General features: G+C 43.9%; 19 protein-coding genes. 12 read left to right on the forward strand and 7 right to left on the reverse strand.

Annotated elements, in window-relative coordinates; all coding sequences use genetic code 11:
- Nucleotides 1–321: 321 nt before the first annotated feature.
- The 3 genes from trxB (at nt 322) to cydC (ending at nt 4,886) form a co-directional block, all read left to right on the forward strand.
- Entirely contained in the window at nt 322–1,281 is a 960-nt protein-coding gene (gene trxB, locus J4N37_RS09895) for a thioredoxin-disulfide reductase (RefSeq protein ID WP_009705851.1), read from the forward strand.
- Nucleotides 1,282–1,384: 103 nt separating this feature from the next.
- Complete coding sequence (gene cydD, locus J4N37_RS09900) at nt 1,385–3,172, forward strand: heme ABC transporter permease/ATP-binding protein CydD (protein ID WP_252040779.1); 1,788 nt, start codon at nt 1,385–1,387, stop codon at nt 3,170–3,172.
- The gene (cydC, locus tag J4N37_RS09905) at nt 3,165–4,886 is read left to right on the forward strand and encodes a heme ABC transporter ATP-binding protein/permease CydC (protein ID WP_252040781.1); all 1,722 of its coding nucleotides are present in this window, start codon (nt 3,165–3,167) and stop codon (nt 4,884–4,886) included. The genes cydD and cydC overlap by 8 nt, the downstream gene beginning before the upstream one ends.
- 86 nt (nt 4,887–4,972) lie before the next feature.
- Here cydC and dsdA read toward each other — a convergent pair whose 3' ends face one another.
- Together dsdA and dsdX are read right to left on the reverse strand one after the other, a co-directional pair.
- The gene (dsdA, locus tag J4N37_RS09910) at nt 4,973–6,304 is read right to left on the reverse strand and encodes a D-serine ammonia-lyase (RefSeq protein WP_252040783.1); all 1,332 of its coding nucleotides are present in this window, start codon (nt 6,302–6,304) and stop codon (nt 4,973–4,975) included.
- Nucleotides 6,305–6,319: 15 nt separating this feature from the next.
- Nucleotides 6,320–7,609, reverse strand: a complete 1,290-nt coding sequence (dsdX, locus tag J4N37_RS09915; RefSeq protein ID WP_252040785.1) for a D-serine transporter DsdX — start codon at nt 7,607–7,609, stop codon at nt 6,320–6,322.
- Nucleotides 7,610–7,865: 256 nt separating this feature from the next.
- On the opposite strand from dsdX, the gene dsdC reads away from it, so the two are divergent.
- Entirely contained in the window at nt 7,866–8,810 is a 945-nt protein-coding gene (dsdC, locus tag J4N37_RS09920; RefSeq protein WP_252040787.1) for a DNA-binding transcriptional regulator DsdC, read from the forward strand.
- 119 nt (nt 8,811–8,929) lie between these two features.
- Here the strand turns inward: dsdC and J4N37_RS09925 are convergent, their stop codons facing one another.
- The 4 genes from J4N37_RS09925 to J4N37_RS09940 form a co-directional block, all read right to left on the reverse strand.
- Nucleotides 8,930–10,864: a sensor domain-containing diguanylate cyclase gene (locus tag J4N37_RS09925; RefSeq protein ID WP_252040788.1), complete on the reverse strand. Its 1,935-nt coding sequence runs from the start codon at nt 10,862–10,864 to the stop codon at nt 8,930–8,932.
- Nucleotides 10,864–12,033: a sugar ABC transporter substrate-binding protein gene (locus tag J4N37_RS09930; RefSeq protein WP_038887585.1), complete on the reverse strand. Its 1,170-nt coding sequence runs from the start codon at nt 12,031–12,033 to the stop codon at nt 10,864–10,866. The genes J4N37_RS09925 and J4N37_RS09930 overlap by 1 nt, the downstream gene beginning before the upstream one ends.
- Nucleotides 12,034–12,197: 164 nt before the next feature.
- Nucleotides 12,198–13,292 (reverse strand): 3-phosphoserine/phosphohydroxythreonine transaminase, encoded by a 1,095-nt coding sequence (gene serC / locus J4N37_RS09935; RefSeq protein ID WP_162531061.1) that lies wholly within the window; start codon nt 13,290–13,292, stop codon nt 12,198–12,200.
- 131 nt (nt 13,293–13,423) lie between these two features.
- On the reverse strand, nt 13,424–14,686 hold the full coding sequence (locus J4N37_RS09940) for a DUF945 family protein (RefSeq protein WP_010448589.1): 1,263 nt from the start codon (nt 14,684–14,686) through the stop codon (nt 13,424–13,426).
- 186 nt (nt 14,687–14,872) lie between these two features.
- On the opposite strand from J4N37_RS09940, the gene J4N37_RS09945 reads away from it, so the two are divergent.
- The 3 genes from J4N37_RS09945 to J4N37_RS09955 all read left to right on the forward strand — a co-directional run bounded on the left by J4N37_RS09945 (nt 14,873) and on the right by J4N37_RS09955 (nt 18,062).
- Nucleotides 14,873–16,816: an ATP-binding protein gene (locus tag J4N37_RS09945; RefSeq protein WP_252040790.1), complete on the forward strand. Its 1,944-nt coding sequence runs from the start codon at nt 14,873–14,875 to the stop codon at nt 16,814–16,816.
- Nucleotides 16,809–17,306, forward strand: coding sequence for a response regulator (locus tag J4N37_RS09950; protein WP_010448586.1), 498 nt, complete (start codon nt 16,809–16,811; stop codon nt 17,304–17,306). The genes J4N37_RS09945 and J4N37_RS09950 overlap by 8 nt, the downstream gene beginning before the upstream one ends.
- Before the next feature lie 207 nt (nt 17,307–17,513).
- Complete coding sequence (locus J4N37_RS09955; protein ID WP_038887578.1) at nt 17,514–18,062, forward strand: hypothetical protein; 549 nt, start codon at nt 17,514–17,516, stop codon at nt 18,060–18,062.
- 153 nt (nt 18,063–18,215) lie between these two features.
- Here the strand turns inward: J4N37_RS09955 and J4N37_RS09960 are convergent, their stop codons facing one another.
- Entirely contained in the window at nt 18,216–18,797 is a 582-nt protein-coding gene (locus J4N37_RS09960; protein WP_010448582.1) for a TfoX/Sxy family DNA transformation protein, read from the reverse strand.
- A gap of 369 nt (nt 18,798–19,166) precedes the next feature.
- On the opposite strand from J4N37_RS09960, the gene J4N37_RS09965 reads away from it, so the two are divergent.
- The 5 genes from J4N37_RS09965 to J4N37_RS09985 all read left to right on the forward strand — a co-directional run bounded on the left by J4N37_RS09965 (nt 19,167) and on the right by J4N37_RS09985 (nt 24,656).
- Nucleotides 19,167–20,087, forward strand: coding sequence for an HDOD domain-containing protein (locus tag J4N37_RS09965; protein ID WP_045388466.1), 921 nt, complete (start codon nt 19,167–19,169; stop codon nt 20,085–20,087).
- Between the two features lie 64 nt (nt 20,088–20,151).
- Nucleotides 20,152–21,057: a LysO family transporter gene (locus J4N37_RS09970; protein ID WP_038884532.1), complete on the forward strand. Its 906-nt coding sequence runs from the start codon at nt 20,152–20,154 to the stop codon at nt 21,055–21,057.
- 155 nt (nt 21,058–21,212) lie between these two features.
- Nucleotides 21,213–21,725 carry a hypothetical protein gene (locus J4N37_RS09975; protein ID WP_038884533.1) on the forward strand — a complete coding sequence of 171 codons (513 nt, stop codon included), beginning with the start codon at nt 21,213–21,215 and terminating at the stop codon, nt 21,723–21,725.
- 119 nt (nt 21,726–21,844) lie between these two features.
- A complete protein-coding gene (gene panP / locus J4N37_RS09980; protein ID WP_045388461.1) occupies nt 21,845–23,491 on the forward strand; it encodes a pyridoxal-dependent aspartate 1-decarboxylase PanP in 1,647 nt (548 codons plus the stop codon).
- 310 nt (nt 23,492–23,801) lie between these two features.
- On the forward strand, nt 23,802–24,656 hold the full coding sequence (locus J4N37_RS09985) for a MurR/RpiR family transcriptional regulator (RefSeq protein ID WP_005444542.1): 855 nt from the start codon (nt 23,802–23,804) through the stop codon (nt 24,654–24,656).
- Nucleotides 24,657–24,669 lie beyond the last annotated feature (13 nt).

A 24,669-nucleotide genomic window follows, 5' to 3' on the forward strand; every position in this document is an offset into this window, starting at 1 on the left:
TTTACATATTAGGATACGCAAATATTCTGCAATTACCAGAATTTGACGTTGATAGCTTCAACAAAAAAGAAAAAACGACACTTAGCACTACAATTAATATCAACAGCAGTTTAAACATTCAGAACGGAGCTTGCGCAGTATTTGAAACTAGAACTCTCTACTATAAACAGAATTTTATTCTAGTCTGGAACGCCTCTCCATAAACATCAGCAAGTTCTAACCTATAACCAATAATTCGATCCGCTCCTTTCGTTTATGCTTTTAAAGCACTAAGAATTTCCATACAATCGGGAGAAATGTTCAGCCCTCTATGGAGCCATAATGAGCGACGTAAAACACTGTAAATTATTAATTCTTGGTTCTGGCCCAGCAGGTTACACCGCAGCAGTATACGCAGCGCGTGCTAACTTAAACCCTGTGCTAGTAACGGGAATGCAGCAAGGTGGTCAGCTAACGACCACAACTGAAGTAGAAAACTGGCCTGGTGACGCAGAAGGTCTTACTGGCCCAGGTTTGATGGAACGCATGAAAGAACACGCAGAACGATTCGAAACAGAAATCGTGTTCGATCACATCAACGAAGTGGATCTGTCTCAACGTCCATTCCGTCTTAAAGGTGACTCTGGTGAGTACACTTGTGATGCGTTAATCATCTCTACTGGCGCATCAGCGAAATACCTAGGTCTTGAATCTGAAGAAGCATTTAAAGGCCGCGGCGTTTCAGCTTGTGCAACTTGTGATGGTTTCTTCTACCGCAATCAGAAAGTGGCGGTTGTGGGCGGTGGTAATACTGCTGTAGAAGAAGCGCTTTATCTATCAAACATTGCATCAGAAGTTCACCTGATCCACCGCCGTGATTCATTCCGCGCTGAGAAGATCCTTGTAAAACGCCTGATGGATAAAGTTGAAAGCGGTAATATCGTTCTTCATACCGACCGTACTCTAGATGAAGTGCTAGGCGACGACATGGGTGTAACGGGTGTTCGCATTAAAGACGTGAACAGTGGTGCGACAGAAGATATCGATGTAATGGGTGCATTCATCGCAATCGGTCACCAACCAAACACGCAAATCTTCGAAGGCCAAGTCGATATGAAAGATGGTTACATCCTCGTTCAATCTGGTCTTGAAGGTAACGCAACGCAAACCAGCATCGAAGGTGTGTTTGCAGCAGGCGACGTGATGGATCATAACTACCGTCAAGCAATCACCTCTGCAGGTACTGGCTGCATGGCAGCTTTAGATGCAGAACGCTTCTTAGACGCACTTACTGACAAATAACTTTTCACATTTGTGTCATATCCTTAAAGCCCAGCGGTATTCCCGCTGGGTTTTCTTTTGTATACTACCGCCTCATTAAAACAATTATCATTAAGCCTTCACAATGGATAAGAAAAAGCAAAGCAGCTTGAATAAGTGGCTTAAGCAACAGAGTAAGTTGGCCAAGCGCTGGCTGATGGTTGCGATAGGCCTAGGCGTACTATCAAGCGTGTTTTTATTGGCTCAAGCAGCCCTGCTCGCCTCCATTCTTCACCAATTAATTATCGAGCATGTCGACAAGAGTGAACTTGTTTGGCACTTCGTCGGGTTAGGTGTCACAGTTGTCGGTCGCGCGGCCTGTACTTGGGGACGCGAAATTGCCGGTTACCGTTGCGGGGAACAAATCCGAGTTTATATTCGTCAACTGATTCTCGATAAAGTCCACCAACTTGGTCCTGCTTATATCAAAGGCAAGCCAGCAGGTAGCTGGGCTACGTTGATTTTAGAGCAAGTAGAAGACATGCAAGATTTCTTCTCTCGCTACCTCCCGCAAATGTCGTTGTCTGTTTTGGTGCCTTTCATCATCCTAGTGGTGGTTTTCCCAATCAACTGGGCAGCAGGCCTCATTTTCCTTGTCACTGCACCTCTTGTTCCTATGTTTATGGCATTGGTCGGCATGAAGGCCGCGGATGCAAACCGTAAGAACTTTAAAGCTCTGCAACGTTTATCCGGTCACTTCTATGACCGCTTGCAAGCGATGACTACTATTCGTTTGTTCGACCGTACACAATCAGAAACCGAGACATTAAAAGGGGCATCAGAAGTTTTCCGTACACGCACGATGGATGTCTTGAAGATTGCTTTTTTATCTTCTGCGGTACTTGAGTTCTTCACTTCGATTTCAATTGCGATTACGGCGGTTTACTTCGGTTTCAGCTACATCGGTGAACTTAACTTTGGTTACTACGGTGCTGGTGTAACCCTCTTCGCCGGTTTGTTTATTCTGATCCTTGCGCCTGAGTTCTACCAACCACTTCGCGACCTTGGTACTTTCTACCATGCGAAGCAACAAGCGGTCGGTGCAGCAGAAAGTATCGTTGAATTCCTAGAGCTAGACGTTGACCAAGTAAAAGGTGGTCACAAAGTTGTTGATCAAAACGCAGCGGTTCACATCGAAGCGAACGATCTTGTTATCTTCAGCCCTGAAGGTAAGCAACTTGTCGGTCCCTTATCCTTCTCCCTAGATGCCAACCAAAGCACAGCACTAGTCGGCCCAAGTGGCGCAGGTAAAACCAGCTTAGTGAACACAATCCTTGGTTTTATGCCATACAAGGGCAGTCTGAAAGTTAACGGTTGTGAATTATCTGAGCTGGACTTGTCTACATGGCGAAAAGCCATCAGTTGGATTGGGCAAAACCCGATGCTTTTACATGGCAGTATTCGTGACAACGTCACCTTGGGCAAGCAAGATATTCAAGACCAACAAGTCCATTCAGTACTCAACGACTCTCACGCCGCAGAGTTTGTTGAAATGCATGGCTTGGATTACCAAATTTCTGACCGCTCCGGTGGTCTATCTGTTGGTCAGGCACAGCGTCTTGCACTTGCGCGTGCGATGCTACAAAACGGGCGTTTTTGGTTACTCGATGAGCCAACCGCCAGCTTGGATGCTCGGAGCGAGAAACTTGTGATGGAAGGCATCGGTAAATACACCGAATCCACCACTAACTTGATGATCACTCACCAATTGGCACCACTGCAAAATGTGTCTCAGATTTTGATGATGCAAGAAGGTCAAATTGTCCAACGTGGTGATTACGAAACTCTGGCATCTCAAGATGGTTTATTTAAAGAAATGTTGGCTGCCAACCTAGCTCAACGTGAATCAGACAAGGGGAACTTAGATGCGTGATTTACTCCCTTATCTAAAACTGTATAAAAAGCACTGGTTTGGTTTGTCGCTGGGTATGCTACTGGCTTTCCTAACACTGGCCGCTTCCATTGGTCTGCTAACCTTATCAGGCTGGTTTATTTCGGCTGCTGCTGTGGCAGGATTGACCATAGCTCGCGAGACCTTTAACTACATGTTGCCTGGCGCAGGTGTTCGTGGTGCGGCAATGGCACGTACGGCAGGTCGTTGGGGTGAACGAGTGGTTAGCCACAATGCGACCTTCAAGCTACTAACGGATCTACGTATCTTCTTCTTCAAGAAGCTTGCGCCGTTGATCCCCGGTCGTGTTTCGACTTTGCGTGATGCAGACTTACTAAACCGTCTAGTGGCGGATGTAGATGCAATGGATCATGTTTATTTGCGTCTTATCAGCCCTGTGATTGTTGGCGTATTCGGCATCTTGTCGCTAACCGCAGTGCTTGCTTTCTTTGACTGGCATCTTGCCCTATTGCTTGGCGGTATTCTAACGGTAATGCTGTTAGTGTGGCCGGTACTGTTCTACAAACTGGGTAAGCATAACGGCGAACATCTGACACAAAATAAAGCACAGCTACGCGTGGCAACATTAGACTGGTTGCAAGGTTACAGCGAACTAAGCTTATTCGGCGCAGAAGAGCGCTACCGCAATGTGATTCTTGAGAAGCAAAAACAACTACTATCCAACCAGTTCGTCAACGCTAACCTAACGGGCATGGCTTCTGGTCTGCTGATGCTAGCGAACGGTTTAACGCTCGTTGCGATGCTGTGGTTTGCTGCGGATGGCGTTGGTGGTCGTGCGCCAGATCCTTGGATTGCGCTGTTCGCATTTGCCACCATGGCAAGCTTTGAAATTCTGATGCCAATCGCCGGTGCTTTCCAATATCTAGGTCAAACACTGACATCAGCACGTCGATTGAACGAAATCACCTTAGCGGAACCAGACGTTATCTTCCCAGAACAATCTAAACGTGAAGACCAGCCGCTAGATATTGAGTTCAACAAGGTTGATTTCACCTACCCTGATGGTCAGCAAAAAGTACTGAAAGATCTAACGCTATCATTACCACTAGGCTCAAAAACGGCGATTGTTGGTCAAACCGGCTCTGGTAAATCAACGCTTATTCAATTGCTTTGTCGCTACTGGGATGTAAACCAAGGTCAAGTGAGTATCGGTGGTGCGCCTCTGCAAGATTGGAGTGAGTCTGATCTGCGCGCGGCAATCACAGTAGTCAGCCAACGTGTTGATGTTCTTAATGGCACATTGCGTGACAACCTGCTGCTTGCAGCCCCTGAAGCCACGGACGAGCAGCTAGCTGATATTCTGACCAAAGTGGACTTGGCGAATCTCTTAGAAGAGCCAGGATTGAACGCTTGGTTAGGTGATGGCGGACGTCAACTGTCTGGTGGTGAAAAGCGTCGAATTGGTATTGCGCGCGCTCTGTTGCGTGATGCCCCAATCCTGCTTCTTGATGAACCAACTGAAGGTCTAGACAAACGCACAGAGCAAACGGTAATGGCACTGTTCAAAGAGCACTTTGCGAACAAAACCGTGGTATTTATCACCCACCGTTTGATTGAGCTAGAGAGTATGGACAACATCTGTCTGATGGAGCAAGGCGAGATCATCGAACAAGGTAGCCACCAAGCGCTACTAGCTGAGAAAGGTCGTTACCACCAGCTATTACAATCTCTGTAGTCTGGAATTAACATAAACAAAGGGCTCATCCATTGATGAGCCCTTTTCTTTTGCTCTCGCTGTTCCCATAACAAGTGCAAAATTCGTTAACGACCTGACTTGGCCAGATAAGCCGACATTTCCTCTTCCGGTACCATGCCGCCACCCGTCGCCCAAACTAGGTGAATGGCGTTCTTCATCTTATCTTCACTAAATTGCATTCGAGCTTGGTAAGCTTGGGCTTGTGAAACGTGCACTGCCCCCATCATGCCCGCCAGTGCAGAAGGCTCTAAACGAATGTCTTCTTGTTCACTTAGCTCACCTAGATGATGATACATGCGCTCATCCGTCATGGTGTAGTAACCATCAAGCAGTCTTTCCATTGCTCGTCCTACAAAACCAGACGCACGCCCTACCGCTAGACCATCAGCTGCAGTAATGTTGTCGATACCAAGATCTTGCACCGCGATGTCATCATGCAAACCAGTGTGTACACCAAGCAGCATACACGGAGAGTGTGTCGGCTCCGCGAAGATACAATGAACGTGGTCACCAAACGCCATCTTCAAACCAAACGCCACACCGCCAGGACCACCGCCCACCCCACAAGGTAGGTAAACAAACAGAGGGTGCTCCGCATCAACGATGATACCCATATCATCAAACTGTTGCTTCAAGCGTTCGCCTGCAACGGAATAACCTAAGAACAAGGTCTGAGAGTTTTCATCATCAATAAAGAAGCAAGTTGGATCTTTTTCCGCTTCTTTGCGCCCCTGCTCTACAGCAACACCGTAGTCTTGCTCGTACTCCACCACGTTTACGCCGTGAGAACGCAGCTTGTTTTTCTTCCACTCTCGAGCATCCGCTGACATATGAACCGATACCGAGAAGCCGAGTTTTGCACTCATGATGCCGATAGACATGCCGAGATTCCCTGTCGAACCTACGGCAATGCTGTACTGCTGAAAAAACTGACGAAAATCTTCACTGAACAATTTGCTGTAGTCATCACTTTCACTTAGAAGCCCAGCTTCAATCGCCAACTTCTCTGCATGTGTTAACACTTCATAAATGCCACCACGCGCCTTGATTGAACCTGAAATAGGCAGATGACTGTCTTTTTTAAGCATCAAACGTCCAAGAATTTGAGTGCCGTATTGCGCTTCCAAGCAGACCTTCATCTTGTCGATTTCAACAACGTTCGATTCAATAATTCCGTTAGAAGCCGCCGTTTCTGGAAAGGCTTTCATTAAGTATGGAGCAAAGCGTTTTAGTCGTTCACTCGCGTCTTTGATGTTGGCAGCACCTAAGCCAACGTACGGTAGACCTTCTTCAAGTGTGGTGATATTTGGGTTGAACCAAACCACCTCTTCTAACCCAATGAGTCGCTCAACCAAAGGGAATTCTGCTACTAGTGCGTTTACGTTATGCGTAGTCATTATTGTTTACCTTTATTAGATCATGTACGACAGAAGGAATGTGCCTGCTAATGCAACAAAAGAGGCAATGAATGTCGCTGTCGTGTAGTACTTGAAGATTTCTGTCATCGTGGCTCCACAATATTGCTTCACCAACCAAAAGAGCGAATCGGTCACTATCGTACAACCAATTGCGCCAGAGCCTATAGCCAGAGTAATGATTTCTGGACTTACGTTCGGATAAAGTGGGAGTAATGGAGCCACAATTGCCGTCGCGCCCATCATGGCAACGGTGGCAGAACCCACTGCCGCATGTAGAATAATCACGACAAGCCATGCAAGAAGGATCGGATGCATATCGAGATTAGAAAGTAACTGTGCCAATACATCCGCCAAGCCACTGCCCTTTAATACGCCGTTGAATGCACCACCAGCGCCAATAATCAGCAAGATGTTGGCAATCGAAGAAAATGCACCTTCCGTTTTCTCAAGCAGCACACTCATGCCCATGTTCTGCTTAATACCTAACATGTAATAAGCAACAAAAGCGGCGATAAACATTGCTGTAATTGGGTTGCCGATAAATTCCAAAGTGGTGTACAGCGCACTGCCATGTTCCATATTGAGTTCTGCCGCCGTTTTTAACAGCATCAGTGCAATGGGTAACATCACGGTGAATAGCGTCGCCCCCAAAGATGGCAATTGCGCTTCATCTTTCACTTCTAGTGAGGTGAACTCTTCAGGTACAGTTTTGAAAGGTAGACGTGCGCCCATCACCTTCAAGAACAACGGACCGCCAACTAAAGACGCAACCAAACCTATGAGTAAACCATAGAAAATCACAGAACCGATATCAGCACCAAGCTCATTGGTCACAAACAATGCGGCAGGGTGTGGAGGAACAATACAGTGCACTGCCATCAAGGCGGTACAAAGCGGAATGGCGAGATTTAAAAGTGAGGTATTGGTTTTTTTCGCAATCGAAAAAGCCAGTGGAATTAACAGCACCACGCCAACTTCTACGAATAGGGTAATTCCGCAAACAAGACCGATTAACACCATAATGACTTCAGGTGATAGCCAGCGAATTTTTTGTAGGGTAAGGCCAATTCGTTCAGCTGCCCCAGACACTTCCATCATCTTGCCAAGTATGGTGCCTAAACCAATCACGACAGCAAGAAAACCAAGCGTTCCGCCAATGCCACTTTCGATAGCACTGACCATCTCTAAAGGTTGCATGCCCATCATCCCGCCAACGTAAAAACTGGCGAGTAACAGCGCTAAAAAAGGATGGAGTTTAAACTTAACGATCGCAAAAACGATCATTAAGATACTCGTTATGAGGGTAGTAATGACCCAAAGGTTGGATTCCATGTTCAGACCTATGTTGTTGTTTTAATTGACTGCAATTAAACGAGGAATCCATAGCCCTGACAAACGATCAAAACTCACCTTTAGATGAAGTAAATTCAAACAAAAGCGTGATTTATACGACATTTAGTGAATTTTTCGACCCATAGGTGAGCCCAACTATAACAACGCCGTTATTATGTGTTCTATCAAATTCGACTCAATAACGCACATGTACACCAGAGACAATATTTTCGCCAAGAACCAACGCATCAATAGTTTTCAACTTTCCAAGCTTCATACTTTTGAAGTGGCTGCGCGACACAGTTCATTTTCTCTTGCAGCAGAAGAACTCTCCATGACGCCCAGCGCCATCTCTCACCGTATTAACAAGCTCGAAGAAGAGCTTGGCATTGCCTTGTTTACCCGCTCTCACCGAAAAATCACGATCACAGAAGAAGGGGAACGTATTTACCTCGCCTTGAACAGAACGCTCAACGAGTTAAACCAAGAGGTAATGGAAGTCAGAAATGGCGAAGTCTCCGGAGAGCTGACGATTTACTCTCGCCCTTCTTTTGCCCAATGTTGGCTTGTACCTAGATTGTATCTATTTAAGCAAAAACACCCTTCCATAGAGCTGAATATTCTAACTGGCAATGAGAACGTCAATTTCCAAGGCTATGGCATCGATGCCGCGATCTATTTCGATGAGCAAATGCCGGAAAAGTTATGGTCGAAAGAATTGATGAGCGAAGAGATCATCCCGGTCTGCACTCAAACGTATGCAGAACAATTTAACCTATTTGAAAAGCCAGCGAATTTGGTAAACGCCACCCTGCTTCACGACAACCAAGCATGGGACTACAACTCCCATCACGATGAATGGACGCTGTGGGCAAAGGAAAATGGCATAACAGACATTGACGATATTCCAAGCATTTCATTCGACCGTTCCGATTTAGCCGTTAGTGCCGCAATGCATAATGCGGGCGTTGCTATCGGTCGACTATCGCTGGTGGAAAAACGACTTAAATCCGGCGAACTGATCACCCCTTTTAAAAACCAAACTCTGCAATGCAAGCAGAAGTACTATGTCGTTACCGCCAATGAGAAGCACTCTCGGAAACTCGAGCTGTTTATTTCTTGGCTGTTCAATGAAGTGGAAGCAAAGCCCTAGTGGATATACCAAGATGCTTGATTCTTCGAGTCAGTTTCGGCTTGTTTGCTGAATCTGAATAATGGCAGTCTGGATATAAAAAGACCTCGCGGATGGCGAGGTCTTATTGATTAGGGTGCTTAACTTGAGTAGAACTCTCTTTTCTTGCAATACATCTCTTCATCAGCAATGGAAACCAATTTATCCAATGCTGCGGTTTGGCTTGAAGCCCCACCGACAGAAAACTGAATAGCATGACGATGATTATCAGATAACTCGATCCATTTATCTTCTTGAGCCGACTCCAGTTTATTTATTAAGCAGCCAAGTTGCTCTACACCGCAGTTCTTAGCAATCACAGCAAACTCATCACCGCCTATACGATAAAGTTTAGACTCATCATCTAACGCGGTTCGCATGAGCTGAGTACTCTTTGAAATTAGCAAATCACCTCTGTCATGGCCGTAGTTATCATTTAGTTTCTTTAACCCATTAATATCTACAACCAGAATCGACATCGACTTCCACTTTGATTGAGCGACACACTGGCACGCATATTCAAAATCTTCATCAAATGCTTTTCGGTTTGAACATTTAGATAGCTTATCGCGTCTAGCGAAGTCTTCTAACTCTAACCACGAATAGAGCTGTTTCTTAAATAACTCTATCAAAATCACCTCATCTTCGTTGAGGTCACTTTGCCCATAATTAAAGTACCCTAACGTTGCGCCCGTCGAAGAACGCATGGTCTTCACTCTTTCACCAGACACCTTATAAAAACTAAAACGCATTTCAGTATTGGGGAATAGCTTATCTAAACCTGTATTAATCACACCAGGAATCGCGTGGTACCCTACTCCTGCATGGCTAGTCGCAAAGTTGATTAGCGACATTAGCTTCGTTTGATAAGCTTCTTCTCTTGCCAGCATTTCTCTGAGTTCAGCTGTTTTTTCTTCAACTATTAATTCTAGCCCTTGATTGAACTTAGCCAATTGTGCGTTGGAGTCATGAACTTGCTGGTTCGCTTGGCGAAGTGCTTTGTTTCGAACTTCAAGTTCTTCCATATTCGAAGTTAACTGGCACCACATAGAGTCCAATAATGACATTAGCTGTTTGAACTCTTTAAATTGATACCGCTTTGATTCTAAATTGGGTCTTTGGTTGTTCTTAAAGCTTCTGACCACCAATTCCATTTCTTTAATTGGCTGAGTTAACCAGCGGCTTACTAGTATGGCAATACATAAGGTCACAACTAATGTGGCAATAATGATATTCAATAGCTGCTGCTTTGACTTAGTTAGCTCCTGGTTCCTCGCTAGATCAGAGAAAGTATGAACCATTGTTACCGTCAAAGGAGACATAAAGCCCGCACTGTTTATTTCAATGATGCTGAGATTTCGATTCGCTTCCCCTTTAACCTTCTTCAGACTTCCATAATGAAAATCAACACTCTCTTGCGAGAACAAGAAAGGTTGCGATACTTTCATTAGATCTTGATAAGAGATAAGAACCACCAAATACCCTTGGGGTTCATATTCCGAATTCGGTAATAAAGTGTAAGGCAGCAGAGGGCTGACAAAGGCGATTCCCGCTTGTCCTCCTTGCATTACTAAGCTCTCATCGAAGTATGTGGTGTGATACATCTTCCCTTGCTTATAAACATCTCCGGCAGTCCTTATTTTCTGAAGTAACTTACTCTCTTCTAGGTGATAGACCGAGCCATTACTTTCATACATTGGCTGCCAATTTTTGTCGATGATGTAAGTAGCGCTGACATTGGTTGCCAACTTTTCAAACGTTTGGATTTTTTGCCAAATAATGCTCGAATACAGGACATTGTCCATACCTTGAACTAAAAGCCGATCTTTTGAATACCAGCGTGTTAAGTTTGCAATAAAGGTAAGATCATCCTCGACGGTTTTTCGAATACCTTGGTTGCTATTTTCAAGCTTAAGTGCTTTCTGTGCTAGTAAGTCTTCTTGGTGTTTATCGATCATGCTGGTACCAACCCAATAGGCTGGTAGCAGTGAGCCAATCACCACAATCAGGGTTAAGATACTTCGTAAACTGACCATTACAGTGACTTCCTACGCTGATGTATGTGTTGAGAGTGTTCATTAATGAACTTGACAACAAATTGAGCGGCGTCTTTGGCTGGCATTCCCGCTGTATAGCGTTTGTAACCTCTTATTAGCGCTTCCCAAGTCACTGCCATCTCTACCGTACTTGGCATAGCATATGCGGGACTTAATTGTTTATATAAATCACTATAGTAAGTGCTGTCAGTGTCATACCATTTACGATTAATCGACCGATTGGTAGAGATAAGATTCTGATTAATGATTACATCTTCAATAAACGTTGGCTTTTGAACAATAGTAGCTAGAGTGCGCATCGCTTTTCGTTTTTCAGGATTAGCCATTGCCTCAGTGTTGAAAGCCAATACCTTGCCACCACTTAATGAATGCATGTGATGGTTGTTATAAGTCGGTAAGCTACTGACCCTAAGCTCTTTGCTAAAGTGCTGCTTCAACTCACCAAGAGCCCAATCACCATCAATGAGATAAGCCACCTCACCATTAATGAACTGCTCACGAGCTTGCTCTTGGGTGCACTTATCTTTCACAATATTGTTGGTTGCGAGTGATCCATAAAACTTTAACGCTGCCGCTAACGCGCCTACATCGATGTCCGTGACTGGCTGCGTCCGATAGTCAGAAAACATGGGAACAAATGCCATCAAGAAATACATATTTGGGTACTGCATGGCTAATGGAAACTCGCCTCGTTTAGCCTCTTCCAATAATGCCTCCCAAGTGGGCTGAACATCTTGAGTCAACTTCGTATTCACATATAGAACTAAGTGATTACCTAAGCCTAAAGGCACGCCATATACGCCCCCATCAACAGTCACTAGTTCTAAAGCTTTGGGCTCCATGCTATCTTCATCTATCCAACTAGATGGAACTTTTGCTAGGTCAAAATAGTCGTGTAAACCCAAGAAATCGGAAGGCACCCAAATAACATCTGGAAAAGTGATACTGGTCTGCTTCGCTAACAACAGCTCTGAGCGAATATTATTCACATCGAATTCTCGAATCGCCAACGTGTTGCCAGTCTCCGCTTCAAATCGTTCTTTGATTTCAGCGACCGTTGAATATTCAATACCGCTCCACACTTGGATCTCTTGTCCATGAACGATAGAAGATAAACAGAACAGGATTGTCAGATAGAGATTTTTCACTAAAGTTCTCATAAGTAAATGGTGCCACAAAAATAGCGAACCTATTGTGGTTGTTCAAAGTTCCGCCACAAAAATGTGCGAGTGCTTCCATGAGAGTGCTAATCTCTGAAAAGCAAAAAGCGCCGCAATTGCGACGCTTTCAAAAATTATATCACAGCTCTTAGTTAAGCGTACTTTTGTTCAAACTCGCGCATAAAGTCGACAAGAGCTTGGACACCTTCTAGTGGCATTGCGTTATATATTGAAGCTCGCATACCACCAACCGCACGATGCCCCTTAAGCGCTTTCAGCCCCTTCGCATCAGCCAGTTCTAAAAATGTGCCATCAAGTTCTGGTTTCGCTAGTTGGAATGGTACGTTCATCAAAGAGCGGTTAGCAGAGTACACACCATTACGATAGAAGTCCGACTGGTCGATGTAATCGTACAACAGCGCAGCTTTTTCTCGGTTAACTTGCTCTATCGCTTTTACACCGCCCTGCGCTTTTAGCCACTTGAACACAAGCCCAGATAAGTACCAAGCAAATGTTGGCGGCGTATTAAACATCGATTCTTTTTCTGCCAACACTTTGTAGTCGAGAATGCTTGGCAATACATCTTTCGCCAAACCAAGAAGATCATCACGAACAATTGCAATTGCGATGCCTGAAGGACCGATGTTTTTTTGCGCCCCAGCATAAATAACGCCGTATTGAGAGATATCGATTTCGCGAGAAAGAATCGTCGAAGACATATCTGCAACGATTGGCTTATCTGTCACCGGCAAATCATTGATTTCAACACCATCGATGGTTTCGTTCGGACAAAAGTGGACATAGGCTGCGTCTGGTGAGATTTTCCATTCTGTTGCAGGTAGAACCGCCGCTTTACCGTCAATCGTGGTTTTCGCGTTGAAGACGTCAGGTTCACAGTACTTTTTCGCTTCTGCCACTGCGCTTTCTGCCCAGTAACCACCATCAATGTAAGTCGCAGTTTCCGAGTTACCCAGTAGGTTTAGTGGAACAGCGGCAAATTGAGCACGAGCACCACCTTGGCAAAACAGTACTTTGTAGTTGTCTGGGATGTTCAGAAGATCACGAAGGTCTTGCTCTGCTTCTTCTGCAACCTTAATGAACTCTTTGCTTCGGTGACTGATTTCCATCACTGAAGTACCAAGACCTTGCCAGTTGATTAGCTCCTTTTGTGCTTGCTGCATGACTGCTTTTGGCAGACCTGCGGGTCCTGCACTGAAGTTAAATACGTTGTCCGTATTTTGTTCCATGATGCTCATTGCTCCTGCTAAGTAAAGATTACGAAATTAATATCACGTTTTTGCAGGGATAAAAACAAGAAAAGAGGTCTTACGACCTCTTTTTAAACTGAAAAAGCTAAAAACTTACTTTGTAAACTTCTCTATTGCATCAATGCAGGCATAAGCAGCGCGATTAAAGGAAATTCTTGTCCATTTTCGAACTTCAGTTTCCCGTCAGAGATTTCTGCTTTTAGTTCATAGCCACTTTCTGTCTTCTCTAAAAGCTCCATCACCATCAACTCATCAACACCTTCTTGAATGAATGGGTATAAGTTGACCAGTTCATCAGAAAAATAGGTGTTTAGGGAACCAGTAGTCGCTGTCACCAACTTCATTGGGTCTTGCGTAACGTTGTCTGTCCCTTGAGGAATAGATAATTTCCACTGGTTACGGAACTTACCAGCACCAAACGCTAGAGATAGCTCATTGACTGAAAGGTTAAAACCTTTGCTAAATAGTGTATCTACATGCGGCAATAGCTTTTGGATTTCTTGCTCATCCAGCATTGGTGAACTCTGATACATTGACATGATCTGATCGAATGATTGGCTATCAACATCACCAATGGCGAAATCAAGCTTAAAGCTATCCACGTCGGTACCATCAGTAAGACGCATTTTCTGCGCACCCACAACAAGATTGGTGCTCAGCTTATCGCCAGTCTCATTTAGCGATGTCTTCCCACTGTAGTTCGCATTTTCAATGAGAAACATCGGTGTAAGCGTAGAATCAACAACGTCTAACTTCTCTAATGCAAAAGACTGCTCACCTAACCAGTAGCCTTTTGCTTGCTTACCTTTTCCTTCTCCAGATAGCTCTGTTAAATGAATTTCTTCACCATTTTCAAAATCAATCTGAACAGAAGGTACTGATACCTGGTAATTCAGATCACCAAGCACTGTTACATTACCGGTTATATGCGCCGGGCTAGAAGAAAGGTGCATCCCCTGAGCTTCATTTTGATAACTCCAGCTGGCTAGATTGAGAGTGAAATCTGTATTCCCATTCAGCTGAGTCGTACTGTGCATGGTTAGCGGTAAAAAATCGGCATCAACTAACTTTGAGTCTGCGGTTAGGCTAGTTAAGCCATGAGACAAATCACTTGTAACATCAAAAGCTGTTGGTAGGCCATCACGCTCAAGCTGGCTTTTAACTTCAGGGTCAACCACCGTATAGCGAGTCAGCACAACGGAAGAAAGGTAACCACGATCGTATTCCACGATTTCGCCCTTCACCATGTCATCATTCATGTTCGCGATGCCATCTTCAATGATCGATTGGCCAATTTGTCCAACGGCTAATGGCCAACATAATGCCAAAGAAATAGCGCCACCAATGGCACCGAATTTTTTTAAGTTTTGCATAGTGTCTTTACTTGATGTGTTTTAACTCAGTCTAACGCAAAGACTAGCCAGTGGAAACATTGAGATAAATCAGACTATTGAGGCTTAGTACCAGTGATAGCTCTATAACCATACTTAGCTCCCAACCGTATTCATTATTTCTTGATATGGTGTTACGGCCAAGTCTTAGCTGGAGCCTTTAGCCCTGTGAATCGATACGCCGTACTTTGTCTAGATAACAACCCTGTCAGTGCAGAGCAGTTTCGCTTAGAGCTCTCTCCTTTGGCGAGTAGGTTTGATATTCATTCTGTAGAGTCCATCGAAGAAGCACAGAGTGCTCTAGAGTATCTAGAAGAAAGGCAACAGAGCGTCGCTCTGGTTATAACCAGTCACCACGCAAACTTAAATGGTGTTGAGTTTTTGATTGGGCTTTCTCGTGCAGCACATACTGAGAAAGCGAGGAAAATACTCATCAGTTGCTCCTCTGATATCGACGCTATTCTTACAGCGGTTAACGAAGGCCGCCTCGACCACTGTCTGACCAAACCTTTGCCAGACCAAGTGCTTTTTAATACCGCACAGAAAGAACTGACTCAATTTGTATTGAAGCACGATCGAGACAACCTTCTTAGTTACAGCCAAATACTGGATCAACAAAAGTTGCTCCGCGCGCACATAGAAACCCAAATGAAAAGTTATCAAGCAGGTTTCTTAAACGATTATCATGCGCTATCTGATTTTGAACTTGCAGAACAAGTTATTGGCGCTCTACAAAACTTTTTCGCTGAGAAAGAGGACTCAAATGCTTGTCGCACCTACTCTCCGGAACACTTACTGACAGTAGAGGGGGAGCCGAATACGTTTTTATGGTTTATCACTAGTGGAGAGGTCGCGCTCTACAAGCGTGATGAGCTAGGAATGCAAAGAGAAGTTGTCCGTCATAGCAAAGGTAACATTGTCGGTGGCATGTCTTTCGTGACGGGTGAGAACTCTTTTTCTACTGCGTTGACGCTAACCACAACCAAAGTTATTAAACTGGATAGAAAAGAGTTTCGAAAAGTAATGCAAACAGACTCAAACTTGCTTCCTCTGTTTACAAATCTATTGTTGAGGCATTTTAATCGTCGACTTCAACGTAGTATCAACACAAAATTAGAACTGCAAAAAACACTCGAGTCACTCGAGTCAGCACACCAGCAACTCATAGAGAGAGAAAAAATGGCGATGCTGGGGCAACTTGTCGCCGGTGTCGCTCACGAGCTTAATAACCCCATAGCCGCCATTTTAAGGGGTGTAGAAAATCTCACGATGACACTGGAAAAGCTATTAACTCAATCACCAACGCCACCAGAAAGAGCCAAAGGGGTTGCAATATTGCATGATGCTCAAACCTCTAAACCCTCTTCTACTGCTGAGCTTCGGGCGCGAGTGAATCAGCTGAAACCACATGTCGTCGATAGAAATATTGCAAAAAAAATGGTGAACTTAAATCTTGATGCTGACAACTCTATGTTGGAATCTTTGGCTTCTGCACCCAGCCAAGCTATCGACACGCTCAACTTATTTGAAAGTTATCATCAGACAGGTTCTGCTTTGCGCTCAATAAACGTTTGTGCTGCACGCATAGCAGATATGGTTAAAAGCCTAAAGGGATATGCACGAGCAGATGATGAAGTGATGCATTCTGTTGACATTCATGAGGGCATTGAAGACACATTAGTGATCTTTGAGAACAAGCTCAAAATGCATACTTTGACTAAGGACTACACCCCAGTTCCGAAAATTCTTTGTCAGCCTATTGCGTTGCAACAAGTTTGGACCAACCTCATTTCCAACGCGATCGATGCCTTCCCAGAAAAAGGCGAGCTCAATATTACCTCAGAAATAAAAAAGAAAGCGCACAAACGATATATCGTTGTGTCTTTCCAAGACAATGGCGCAGGAATACCTAAGTCTCAACAACAAGCGATATTTGAGCTCAACTTTACGACCAAGAAAGAAGGTAACTTTGGACTTGGGATTGGCTTGTCTATATGCCAGCAAATTGTGTCTGCTCATCACGGATGGATAGAAGTAGATTCTAAGCTCGGAGAGTACACCGCGATGACTGTGTGGCTACCGATTAATTCAAAAGGAGAAGAACATGTCTAAGTATCTAATTTTATGTGTTGATGATGAAAGAGAGGTCTTGGATAGCGTACTTCAAGATCTTGCTGTGTTTGAAGATAACTTTGTAATTGAAGGAGCAGAATCGGTTACAGAAGCGAAAGAAGTGATCGCAGAAATGAAGGGGGAAGGTATCAAGCTTGCGCTTATTCTATGTGATCATATCATGCCAGAACAAACTGGTATTAGCTTCTTGATTGAACTAAATCAAGCAGATGACACTCGCGTTGCTCGCAAGGTACTGCTCACTGGTCAAGCTGGGTTAGAAGACACCGTTGAAGCAGTAAATAATGCAAGCCTTGACTATTACGTAGCGAAGCCTTGGCGGGGAGACGAACTCCGATCTGCACTAGTTCAACAGCTAACCACTTTTATGATTCAGCACGATGATAATTTGCTCTCTTGGGTTTCGATATTGGACTCTGAAGCAATACTAAATGCCATGTCTGAACGAAGAACCAGTTTCGGAGAGTAAATTAACTTTGAGCAAACTCACATTCGGATAGAGGTTACGCTAGTCCGCTGGCACTTTATTTGCTTGAGTATCGTTAAAATGACAAATGTTCGACACAATTTTATTGGTCGTAGCGCCATGTTTTGATTATGATGTCGAACAATCTAGATAAGGTTCAATTATTTATTGAACCAAAGGAATGACAACTAACAAGGTTTATCGTTGATTATGCGTAAAACACTTTTAGCAGCAGCACTTCTGCTAGCATCAAGTCAAGTAATGGCTTATGAAGATCGTGATAGCCCAGCTACCATGAGCAACTTTAGTTACGACTATTTCGAAGCGCGTATCGGCGCTAGCCCTGTTACTTTTGGTGCAGGTTTCAGCAAGTCGATCCACCCAAATGCACATGTTATTGCTCGCATCGACTCCGAGTTTGACGGTGATTTTGATTCAGCAGCGGGCTTCGGCTTCCACTCTCCAGTAAACAACTGGGCAGACTTAACTGGCGCGATGCTGATGCGAGTTGTTCAACCGACATCTTCAAGCAGTGCAGATGTTGGTATGGAGCTAAATGTAGGCATTCGTCAATGGCTTGGTCCTCAGCTAGAGGTTGGTGGTAAAGCTGGCTATGTTTCCATCGATAACAATGATGATTGGATAGGTTCTGCTTATGCTCGCTTCCACTCAACAGAGCTATTCTCTCTCGGTGCAGAAGCAAGAATTAACGATTTCTACGGTGACCAGTTTATGTTCACTACTCGCTTCAAGTTTTAAACTTCGAGCGTAAATGACAAAGCCGAGGCAACTCCTACCTCGGCTTTTTGATCTATTGCAGTGAAGTGACCGCGTACTTTAACTTCCATATCAAGGCGCAGCTCTCATCCTTTTATTGACTCGCTAACTCCACTTAAAATCAATAAAATCAATCTATTGACAAAGAGATAATAGCTGTTTCTTTCTTGGCTCTTGGATAAGCTTCCAATGAACGCCGTCTACCGCTCCGGCAAACTTCCAAAGCAACTTTAGATCAACATCACTGCCGTAAGCCGCTCGAACTTTATTGAAAACTTCTACAGGTCCCAACGCTAAGAATGTTTCAACATCGTCAATGCCTGCCTTCTTAACCATACGCTCAAGCGTAAGCTGCATATTCGGCAAATCACGTAGTCTTTTACTAGCAGAAGATTTTTGGAACTCTCTCTCTCGTACAGAACATGCTATTGACTTAACAACGAGCTTATCTAACTCTGGTGCGCGAGCCTCAAACAGCTCAGTAACGTCGTAGTAATTTACTGTGGCCGTTGTTTGCTTTTTAACGTGTTTGTATTTCTCACACTCCAAGTCGACAAATATTTGGTCTAGTTCTTTTCCGCCGCGAAGGTAGCAGCAGTCATTGCTTACTAATGCAAACATAGCATCGTCACTAAAAAGCCCTATACCACCAAACATAGAGCGCTTTTGGAAAGATTTAAATTTTTTTATATAAGTAAAAAAAGCTTGGTCTGTCATTTCCTTTGACCTCTTAATCTGAATAAATTACCCCGATTAGCGATGTCACCAGATAAAACAGCAGCTTGTAGCGAAAAATTGTCAGTTTGTTGGCGATATTTTGTGATTTGTGCTCACCAACTTTTCTAATCATACTTAACGTTGAAAAATAAGTTAGGATCTGTGTCACAGATAGAAAAGTATAAATACAAGATACGTGATTAGTTTCACATTACACCTTCTAGTACGATGTTTTTTTGACACTTAATACAACAAACATCCGTCAAGTAGGTGATTTAGCATCCAAATACACCACCCAGTTAAGCAATAAATTGATAATAGACTTTAGTCGAGGGTACACTGTACGAAAGCTCTCCAGCACAGCATTTTATGGAACATTTATCATTTTACTGGCTACCGCAAAACAAAGAAAAACTAATAAAATCCCTTGAAAGCGATTTTTCACACTTAGTAAAACAATCGATTTCAACTGGAAAAATATCACTACCACCCATTCCGGATGTGGTACTGAAGATTCAACAGCTTTGCACCGAAGAAAATACCGCGATCTCAGATATTGCTAACTGCTTAATTGAAGATCCTGGATTAGCCGCTGTTGTTCTAAGGGTGGCCAACTCCGTGATTTTCAACCGACGCAATATCACCTGCAATGATCTGACGACAGCAGTATCTCGACTAGGGATTCTTCGAGTCCGTGATATCGTCACAGCGCAAGCCATCGAACAACTCAAACACTCCGTTAACCTTACCAGCGAATGTAATTCAATCTTAAGAAAAAGCGCGGCTGTATCACGAGAGCTTGGCGCGACTATGGTTCTGGTCGTGCAGCACTTCAAAAAGCATGAGCCAGATTGCTATGCTTATTTGGAGCAAGAAAAAGCGTTACTTGTCGGTTTGCTAGCTGACATTGGTTTATTCTGTTTAGTTAATGAGTATCACCTTTACCTAGACCGAGGCAATTACCTCGATAGCGATATCGCGCTACAGATCTTCCAAACACGCTGTTCTGCCACCAGCAAACTAGTTCTGGAGAAGTGGGGCTTTGATAACGATTTCAGTGAAGTTTCTTCCAATGAAAAGCTGACCCCACACCGTCCTGAAGTAAGCTATCTTGATGTTGCCCGTATCGCGAATCACCTTCTAATGTTCCGAAACCAAGACGAACGTATAGATGAACATGAAGTAGAGTTTAATTTGACTGGAGCAGAGGTACTGTTTGAATTAAGTAATACCAGCGATGACGATTTCCAAAATATGATTAAGGAAGTGCTTCACGCAAGTGGTCTTTAGAGACATATCACACTACAATACGCTCAATTTACTACTTTATAATTACTAGGAAATTGAGGGTTTTATGTTCTCAGGGATGTTGTTTATATTTGCCCCTCTTGTCGTTGGCTATCTGATTCCAATTTCGCAAGCTTCGTTGCTCGCTAGAATTAATGCCGCTACGTCAAATCTAATCTACGTCATTCTCGCGCTGATGGGCCTTAGCCTTGCGGCGCTTGATAACCTCAGCACCAACTTGCAATCTATATTGCTCTATGCTGGTACGTTTTTTGTCTGTTTAAGCACTTGTAACCTTCTTGCTCTTCCTCTTATTGATAAGCTGCTACCGCTTAAAACAGACGCTCAACACAAAGCATTACCTTTATCATCGATGGCAATGGAGTCCGTTAAGTTGGTATTGGTTGTAGGTGGAGGGTTGCTAGCAGGCCTTATATTACCTATTGGACTTGAGTGGGTGGATACCGCTAGTGAATGGATTCTTTTCCTTCTACTATTTTTCATTGGTATTCAATTACGTAATAGCGGACTTACTTTGCGTCAAATTTTGCTTAATAAGCAAGGCATGGCCATTGCTTCTTTGGTAATAATGACATGTATGTTAGGTGGAGTTATCGCTGGGTTCCTATTAGATATTCCTCTCTACCAAGCCCTTGCGATGTCATCAGGCTTTGGTTGGTACTCTTTGGCAGGGATTCTTATGGGCGATGCTTTTGGCCCTGTATTTGGTGGCGCATCTTTTCTAATTGAACTTATGCGAGAACTCGTCGCTCTTGTCGCAATACCTCTTCTTATAAGAAGTTATCCATGTACTTCTATCGGATATGCGGGTGCAACCGCTATGGACTTTACTCTACCAGTCATTCAAACGACAGGTGGCGTCCGCTGTGTGCCTATCGCAATTGTTAGTGGCTTTATTCTCAGCTTATTAGTCCCTGTCATGATGCTGTTCTTTGTGTCACTTGCTAGCTAGATCTCAGGTTTTTTCTTTAACATCTATTACAATGCGGCAAAATATTATAAAACGCTAATACTTGCCGCTATGTATCTCACTGAGATAAGAATGTGAATTCATGGCAGGTATACCAATTAAAAGTTGCTTAATGCAACAGCCCAAAAGGAAATAGAATGAAACGCTTTGTAGTAGCAGCCTTGCTTGCTTCTTGCTCAGGCTACACTTTCGCTGCAGATCAGCAATGTCTCGCTCAAAAATACGATTCCTATATCGATGCTTCACTGCAATGGTATCAGGACTTAGTGGACCTAACAGTGACTCAATATCCTGACCTAGATGAGGTTAGTAATTGGTTTTTAGAGGGACGTAAGCATCACTTCGAACTAAACCGACAAGCCGTACATTATTTTTTAGAAAATGACCCTAGCAGAGTAGCAACAGGTCAGCCAGTCGAAGCTTGGCTAAAGCTCGATCAGCATGATGTCAAACAGCTTGCGACTCGAAATGATGATCTAGGTAAGGCAGCACAAAAAACGTTTTCTGACCGACAGTCTGCAAATCATGAGAAGAATTATGATCTTCGCTCAGCATTTGCTGATCTCCTAAGCCATCCAAAGCAAATTGATGCTGCACTGAACAAATACAATCAATCCATTAGTAAAATCGAAAAGCAAAAGTGTGATTAAACGCTCCCTGTTTTTCATTTCAGCAAATTGGTTTTCAACAATTAAAACGGGACTTTGCTCCCGTTTTGGTTTAGATTGTTGCGCTCGTCTTACTAATATAATTACAAATAATTCTTGCCATGGTTAAGGAACAAAAAACCGCAGATGTTAGCTTTGAGAGCTTGTTAAAGATCTTCACTATTCCTGAAGGGCCAGACTCAACGTTAACTAAAATCGAAGAGAGCTTGTCTCAAAATCTAAACCAGTTTCTACGCGAGCATATCGTGGCAGAAGAAAAGCCTTTGCGTGAAATTGAAAAAGACTTTTCTTCTGCTCAGATTCCTGAGCAGCCAGAGTTCGTCTCTGATCATACCGAGCACTTGTTAGATACGCTCGTCTCGCACTCAGTACACACCTCTGCACCAAGCTTTATTGGACACATGACTTCTGCCCTACCGTATTTTTTAATGCCGCTGTCAAAGATCATGATTGCTCTAAACCAAAACTTGGTGAAAATTGAAACATCAAAAGCATTCACTCCGCTTGAACGTCAAGTTCTCGGTATGCTCCATCGACTTATATACGGTCAGGACGATAAGTTTTACGCAAAGTGGATGCACAGCGCGAAACACTCTCTTGGTGCGTTTTGTTCTGGTGGTACTATCGCCAATATTACCGCTCTTTGGGTTGCGCGAAATAAAGCGCTAAAAGCAGACGGCACTTTCAAAGGCGTAGAAAAAGAAGGCCTCTTCAAAGCCATGAAACATTATGGCTATGAAGGTTTAGCAATCTTAGTTTCAGAGCGTGGCCACTACTCTCTAAAAAAAGCAGCTGATGTGCTCGGGTTGGGCCAAGAAGGCCTAGTTGCAATCAAAACAGATGGCGCTAATCGTATCGTTCCGTCCGACTTAAGAGCAAAAATTGCTGAGCTTGAAGCCCAGAAAATTAAACCAATTGCAGTTGTCGGTGTGGCTGGAACGACTGAAACTGGCACGATTGACCCTCTTGAAGAAATTGCACAGGTATGTAAACAACATGATTGTCATTTCCATGTCGATGCCGCATGGGGCGGCGCGACATTAATGTCAAACCACTACCGCAAGCTACTTGCTGGCGTTGAATTAGCCGATTCTGTGACCATTGACGCGCACAAGCAACTCTATATCCCTATGGGCGCTGGTATGGTTCTATTTAAAGACCCTGATGCGATGAAATCTATTGAACACCACGCTCAATATATTCTACGTAAAGGCTCAAAGGATCTTGGTAGTCATACCCTGGAAGGCTCCCGTTCAGGCATGGCGATGTTGGTCTATGCGGCAATGCATATCATCAGCCGCCCAGGCTATGAGTTACTCATTGACCAGAGCATTGAGAAAGCACGTTACTTTGCTGACTTGATCAAAGAACAGGCAGACTTTGAGCTTGTTTCCGAACCAGAACTTTGCCTGCTTACTTACCGTTACTTGCCAGAAAGTTATCGGGATGCTCTTGCACAAGCAGATGGCATCCAGCGTGAAAAGCTCAATGAGCTTATCAACCAGCTAACTCAATTTATTCAGAAGCGCCAGCGTGAAACTGGTAAGTCTTTCGTATCTCGGACTCGGTTGAACCCAGAAAAATGGCAGCGAATGAATACCATCGTATTTCGTGTCGTTCTTGCTAACCCTCTTACAAGCAGGGATATCCTTTCATCGGTGCTTGATGAGCAGCGAGAGATCGCGACACAAGCCCCAACCCTTACTGGAAAGATTCAAGAATTAGTCGATAAGATTCTGAATCAATAAGGCTCCGATTGAGTTACATTGAATTGAAATTTTCTTTCTTTTTGATGTAACTCAAACATCATTATTGTGCCACTTGAGGCGAATACCACCCCTTCTACATTCAATTCTGTAGTTTTTACAAAATTTTGTTTGAGGCTTGTCAAATTCTCACTAAATAGTAACCGTATTTGTTTTAGCCAGATTGAGGATCGGGTTTATACTAATTTTATGGCGCTGGTAGTTTTCGTTAACGCCTCAGTACAGATTGAAACTGACGTATTTCTTGCCGTTAACAGAGCCAGCGAGTTGTTCTCTTACCCTCGTGAACACTATGAATACATTAGAAAAAATTCAAAAAAACCTGGAGAATTTCAGTAAGTCGGAACGCAAGGTTGCAGAAGTAATCATGGCGTCACCACAAACTGCGATTCATTCAAGCATTGCAACGTTAGCTAAAATGGCTGACGTAAGTGAGCCCACTGTAAACCGTTTCTGTCGTCGTCTGGATACCAAAGGTTTCCCAGATTTTAAGCTTCACCTTGCACAAAGCCTTGCTAATGGTACACCTTACGTAAACCGTAATGTCGAAGAAGACGACGGCCCAGATGCCTACACCCATAAGATTTTCGAATCAACAATGGCGTGTTTAGATGTTGCGAAAAACAGCCTTGATGCGATGCAAGTTAACCGCGCAGTTGATCTTCTGACTCAAGCGAAGCGCATTTCATTCTTCGGTCTAGGTGCTTCCTCTTCTGTGGCGCGTGACGCTCAAAACAAGTTTATTCGCTTCAACATTCCAATTACTTGTTTCGAAGATATCGTAATGCAACGTATGAGCTGCATTAACTGCAGTGACAATGACGTTATCGTTTTGATTTCTCACACCGGTCGTACTAAGAGCCAAGTTGAGATTGCAAATCTTGCTCGTGAAAACGGTGCGACGGTGATTGCCATCACAGCGAAAGACTCGCCGCTAGAGAAAGCAAGTTCACTGGCTATCACGCTAGATGTACCTGAAGACACAGACGTGTACATGCCAATGGCAAGTCGCGTAGTACAAATGACGGTCATCGATGTTCTAGCAACCGGTTTCACGCTGCGCCGAGGCACTGGCTTCCGTGAAAACCTTAAACGCGTAAAAGACGCACTGAAAGACAGCCGTTACGACAAGCTAAGTCAGTACTAACGAATTAACAAAG

Origin of the sequence: Vibrio sp. SCSIO 43153 (assembly GCF_023716625.1) — a bacterium.
Lineage (GTDB): Bacteria > Pseudomonadota > Gammaproteobacteria > Enterobacterales > Vibrionaceae > Vibrio > Vibrio rotiferianus.

Coding starts and splice junctions, on each gene's coding strand:
- trxB (WP_009705851.1), top strand. CDS start 322: ATGAGCGACGTAAAACACTGTAAATTATTAATTCTTGGTTCTGGCCCA.
- cydD (WP_252040779.1), top strand. CDS start 1,385: ATGGATAAGAAAAAGCAAAGCAGCTTGAATAAGTGGCTTAAGCAACAG.
- cydC (WP_252040781.1), top strand. CDS start 3,165: ATGCGTGATTTACTCCCTTATCTAAAACTGTATAAAAAGCACTGGTTT.
- dsdA (WP_252040783.1), bottom strand. CDS start 6,304: ATGACTACGCATAACGTAAACGCACTAGTAGCAGAATTCCCTTTGGTT.
- dsdX (WP_252040785.1), bottom strand. CDS start 7,609: ATGATCGTTTTTGCGATCGTTAAGTTTAAACTCCATCCTTTTTTAGCG.
- dsdC (WP_252040787.1), top strand. CDS start 7,866: ATGTACACCAGAGACAATATTTTCGCCAAGAACCAACGCATCAATAGT.
- J4N37_RS09925 (WP_252040788.1), bottom strand. CDS start 10,864: ATGGTCAGTTTACGAAGTATCTTAACCCTGATTGTGGTGATTGGCTCA.
- serC (WP_162531061.1), bottom strand. CDS start 13,292: ATGGAACAAAATACGGACAACGTATTTAACTTCAGTGCAGGACCCGCA.
- J4N37_RS09940 (WP_010448589.1), bottom strand. CDS start 14,686: ATGCAAAACTTAAAAAAATTCGGTGCCATTGGTGGCGCTATTTCTTTG.
- J4N37_RS09950 (WP_010448586.1), top strand. CDS start 16,809: ATGTCTAAGTATCTAATTTTATGTGTTGATGATGAAAGAGAGGTCTTG.
- J4N37_RS09955 (WP_038887578.1), top strand. CDS start 17,514: ATGCGTAAAACACTTTTAGCAGCAGCACTTCTGCTAGCATCAAGTCAA.
- J4N37_RS09960 (WP_010448582.1), bottom strand. CDS start 18,797: ATGACAGACCAAGCTTTTTTTACTTATATAAAAAAATTTAAATCTTTC.
- J4N37_RS09965 (WP_045388466.1), top strand. CDS start 19,167: ATGGAACATTTATCATTTTACTGGCTACCGCAAAACAAAGAAAAACTA.
- J4N37_RS09970 (WP_038884532.1), top strand. CDS start 20,152: ATGTTCTCAGGGATGTTGTTTATATTTGCCCCTCTTGTCGTTGGCTAT.
- J4N37_RS09975 (WP_038884533.1), top strand. CDS start 21,213: ATGAAACGCTTTGTAGTAGCAGCCTTGCTTGCTTCTTGCTCAGGCTAC.
- panP (WP_045388461.1), top strand. CDS start 21,845: ATGGTTAAGGAACAAAAAACCGCAGATGTTAGCTTTGAGAGCTTGTTA.
- J4N37_RS09985 (WP_005444542.1), top strand. CDS start 23,802: ATGAATACATTAGAAAAAATTCAAAAAAACCTGGAGAATTTCAGTAAG.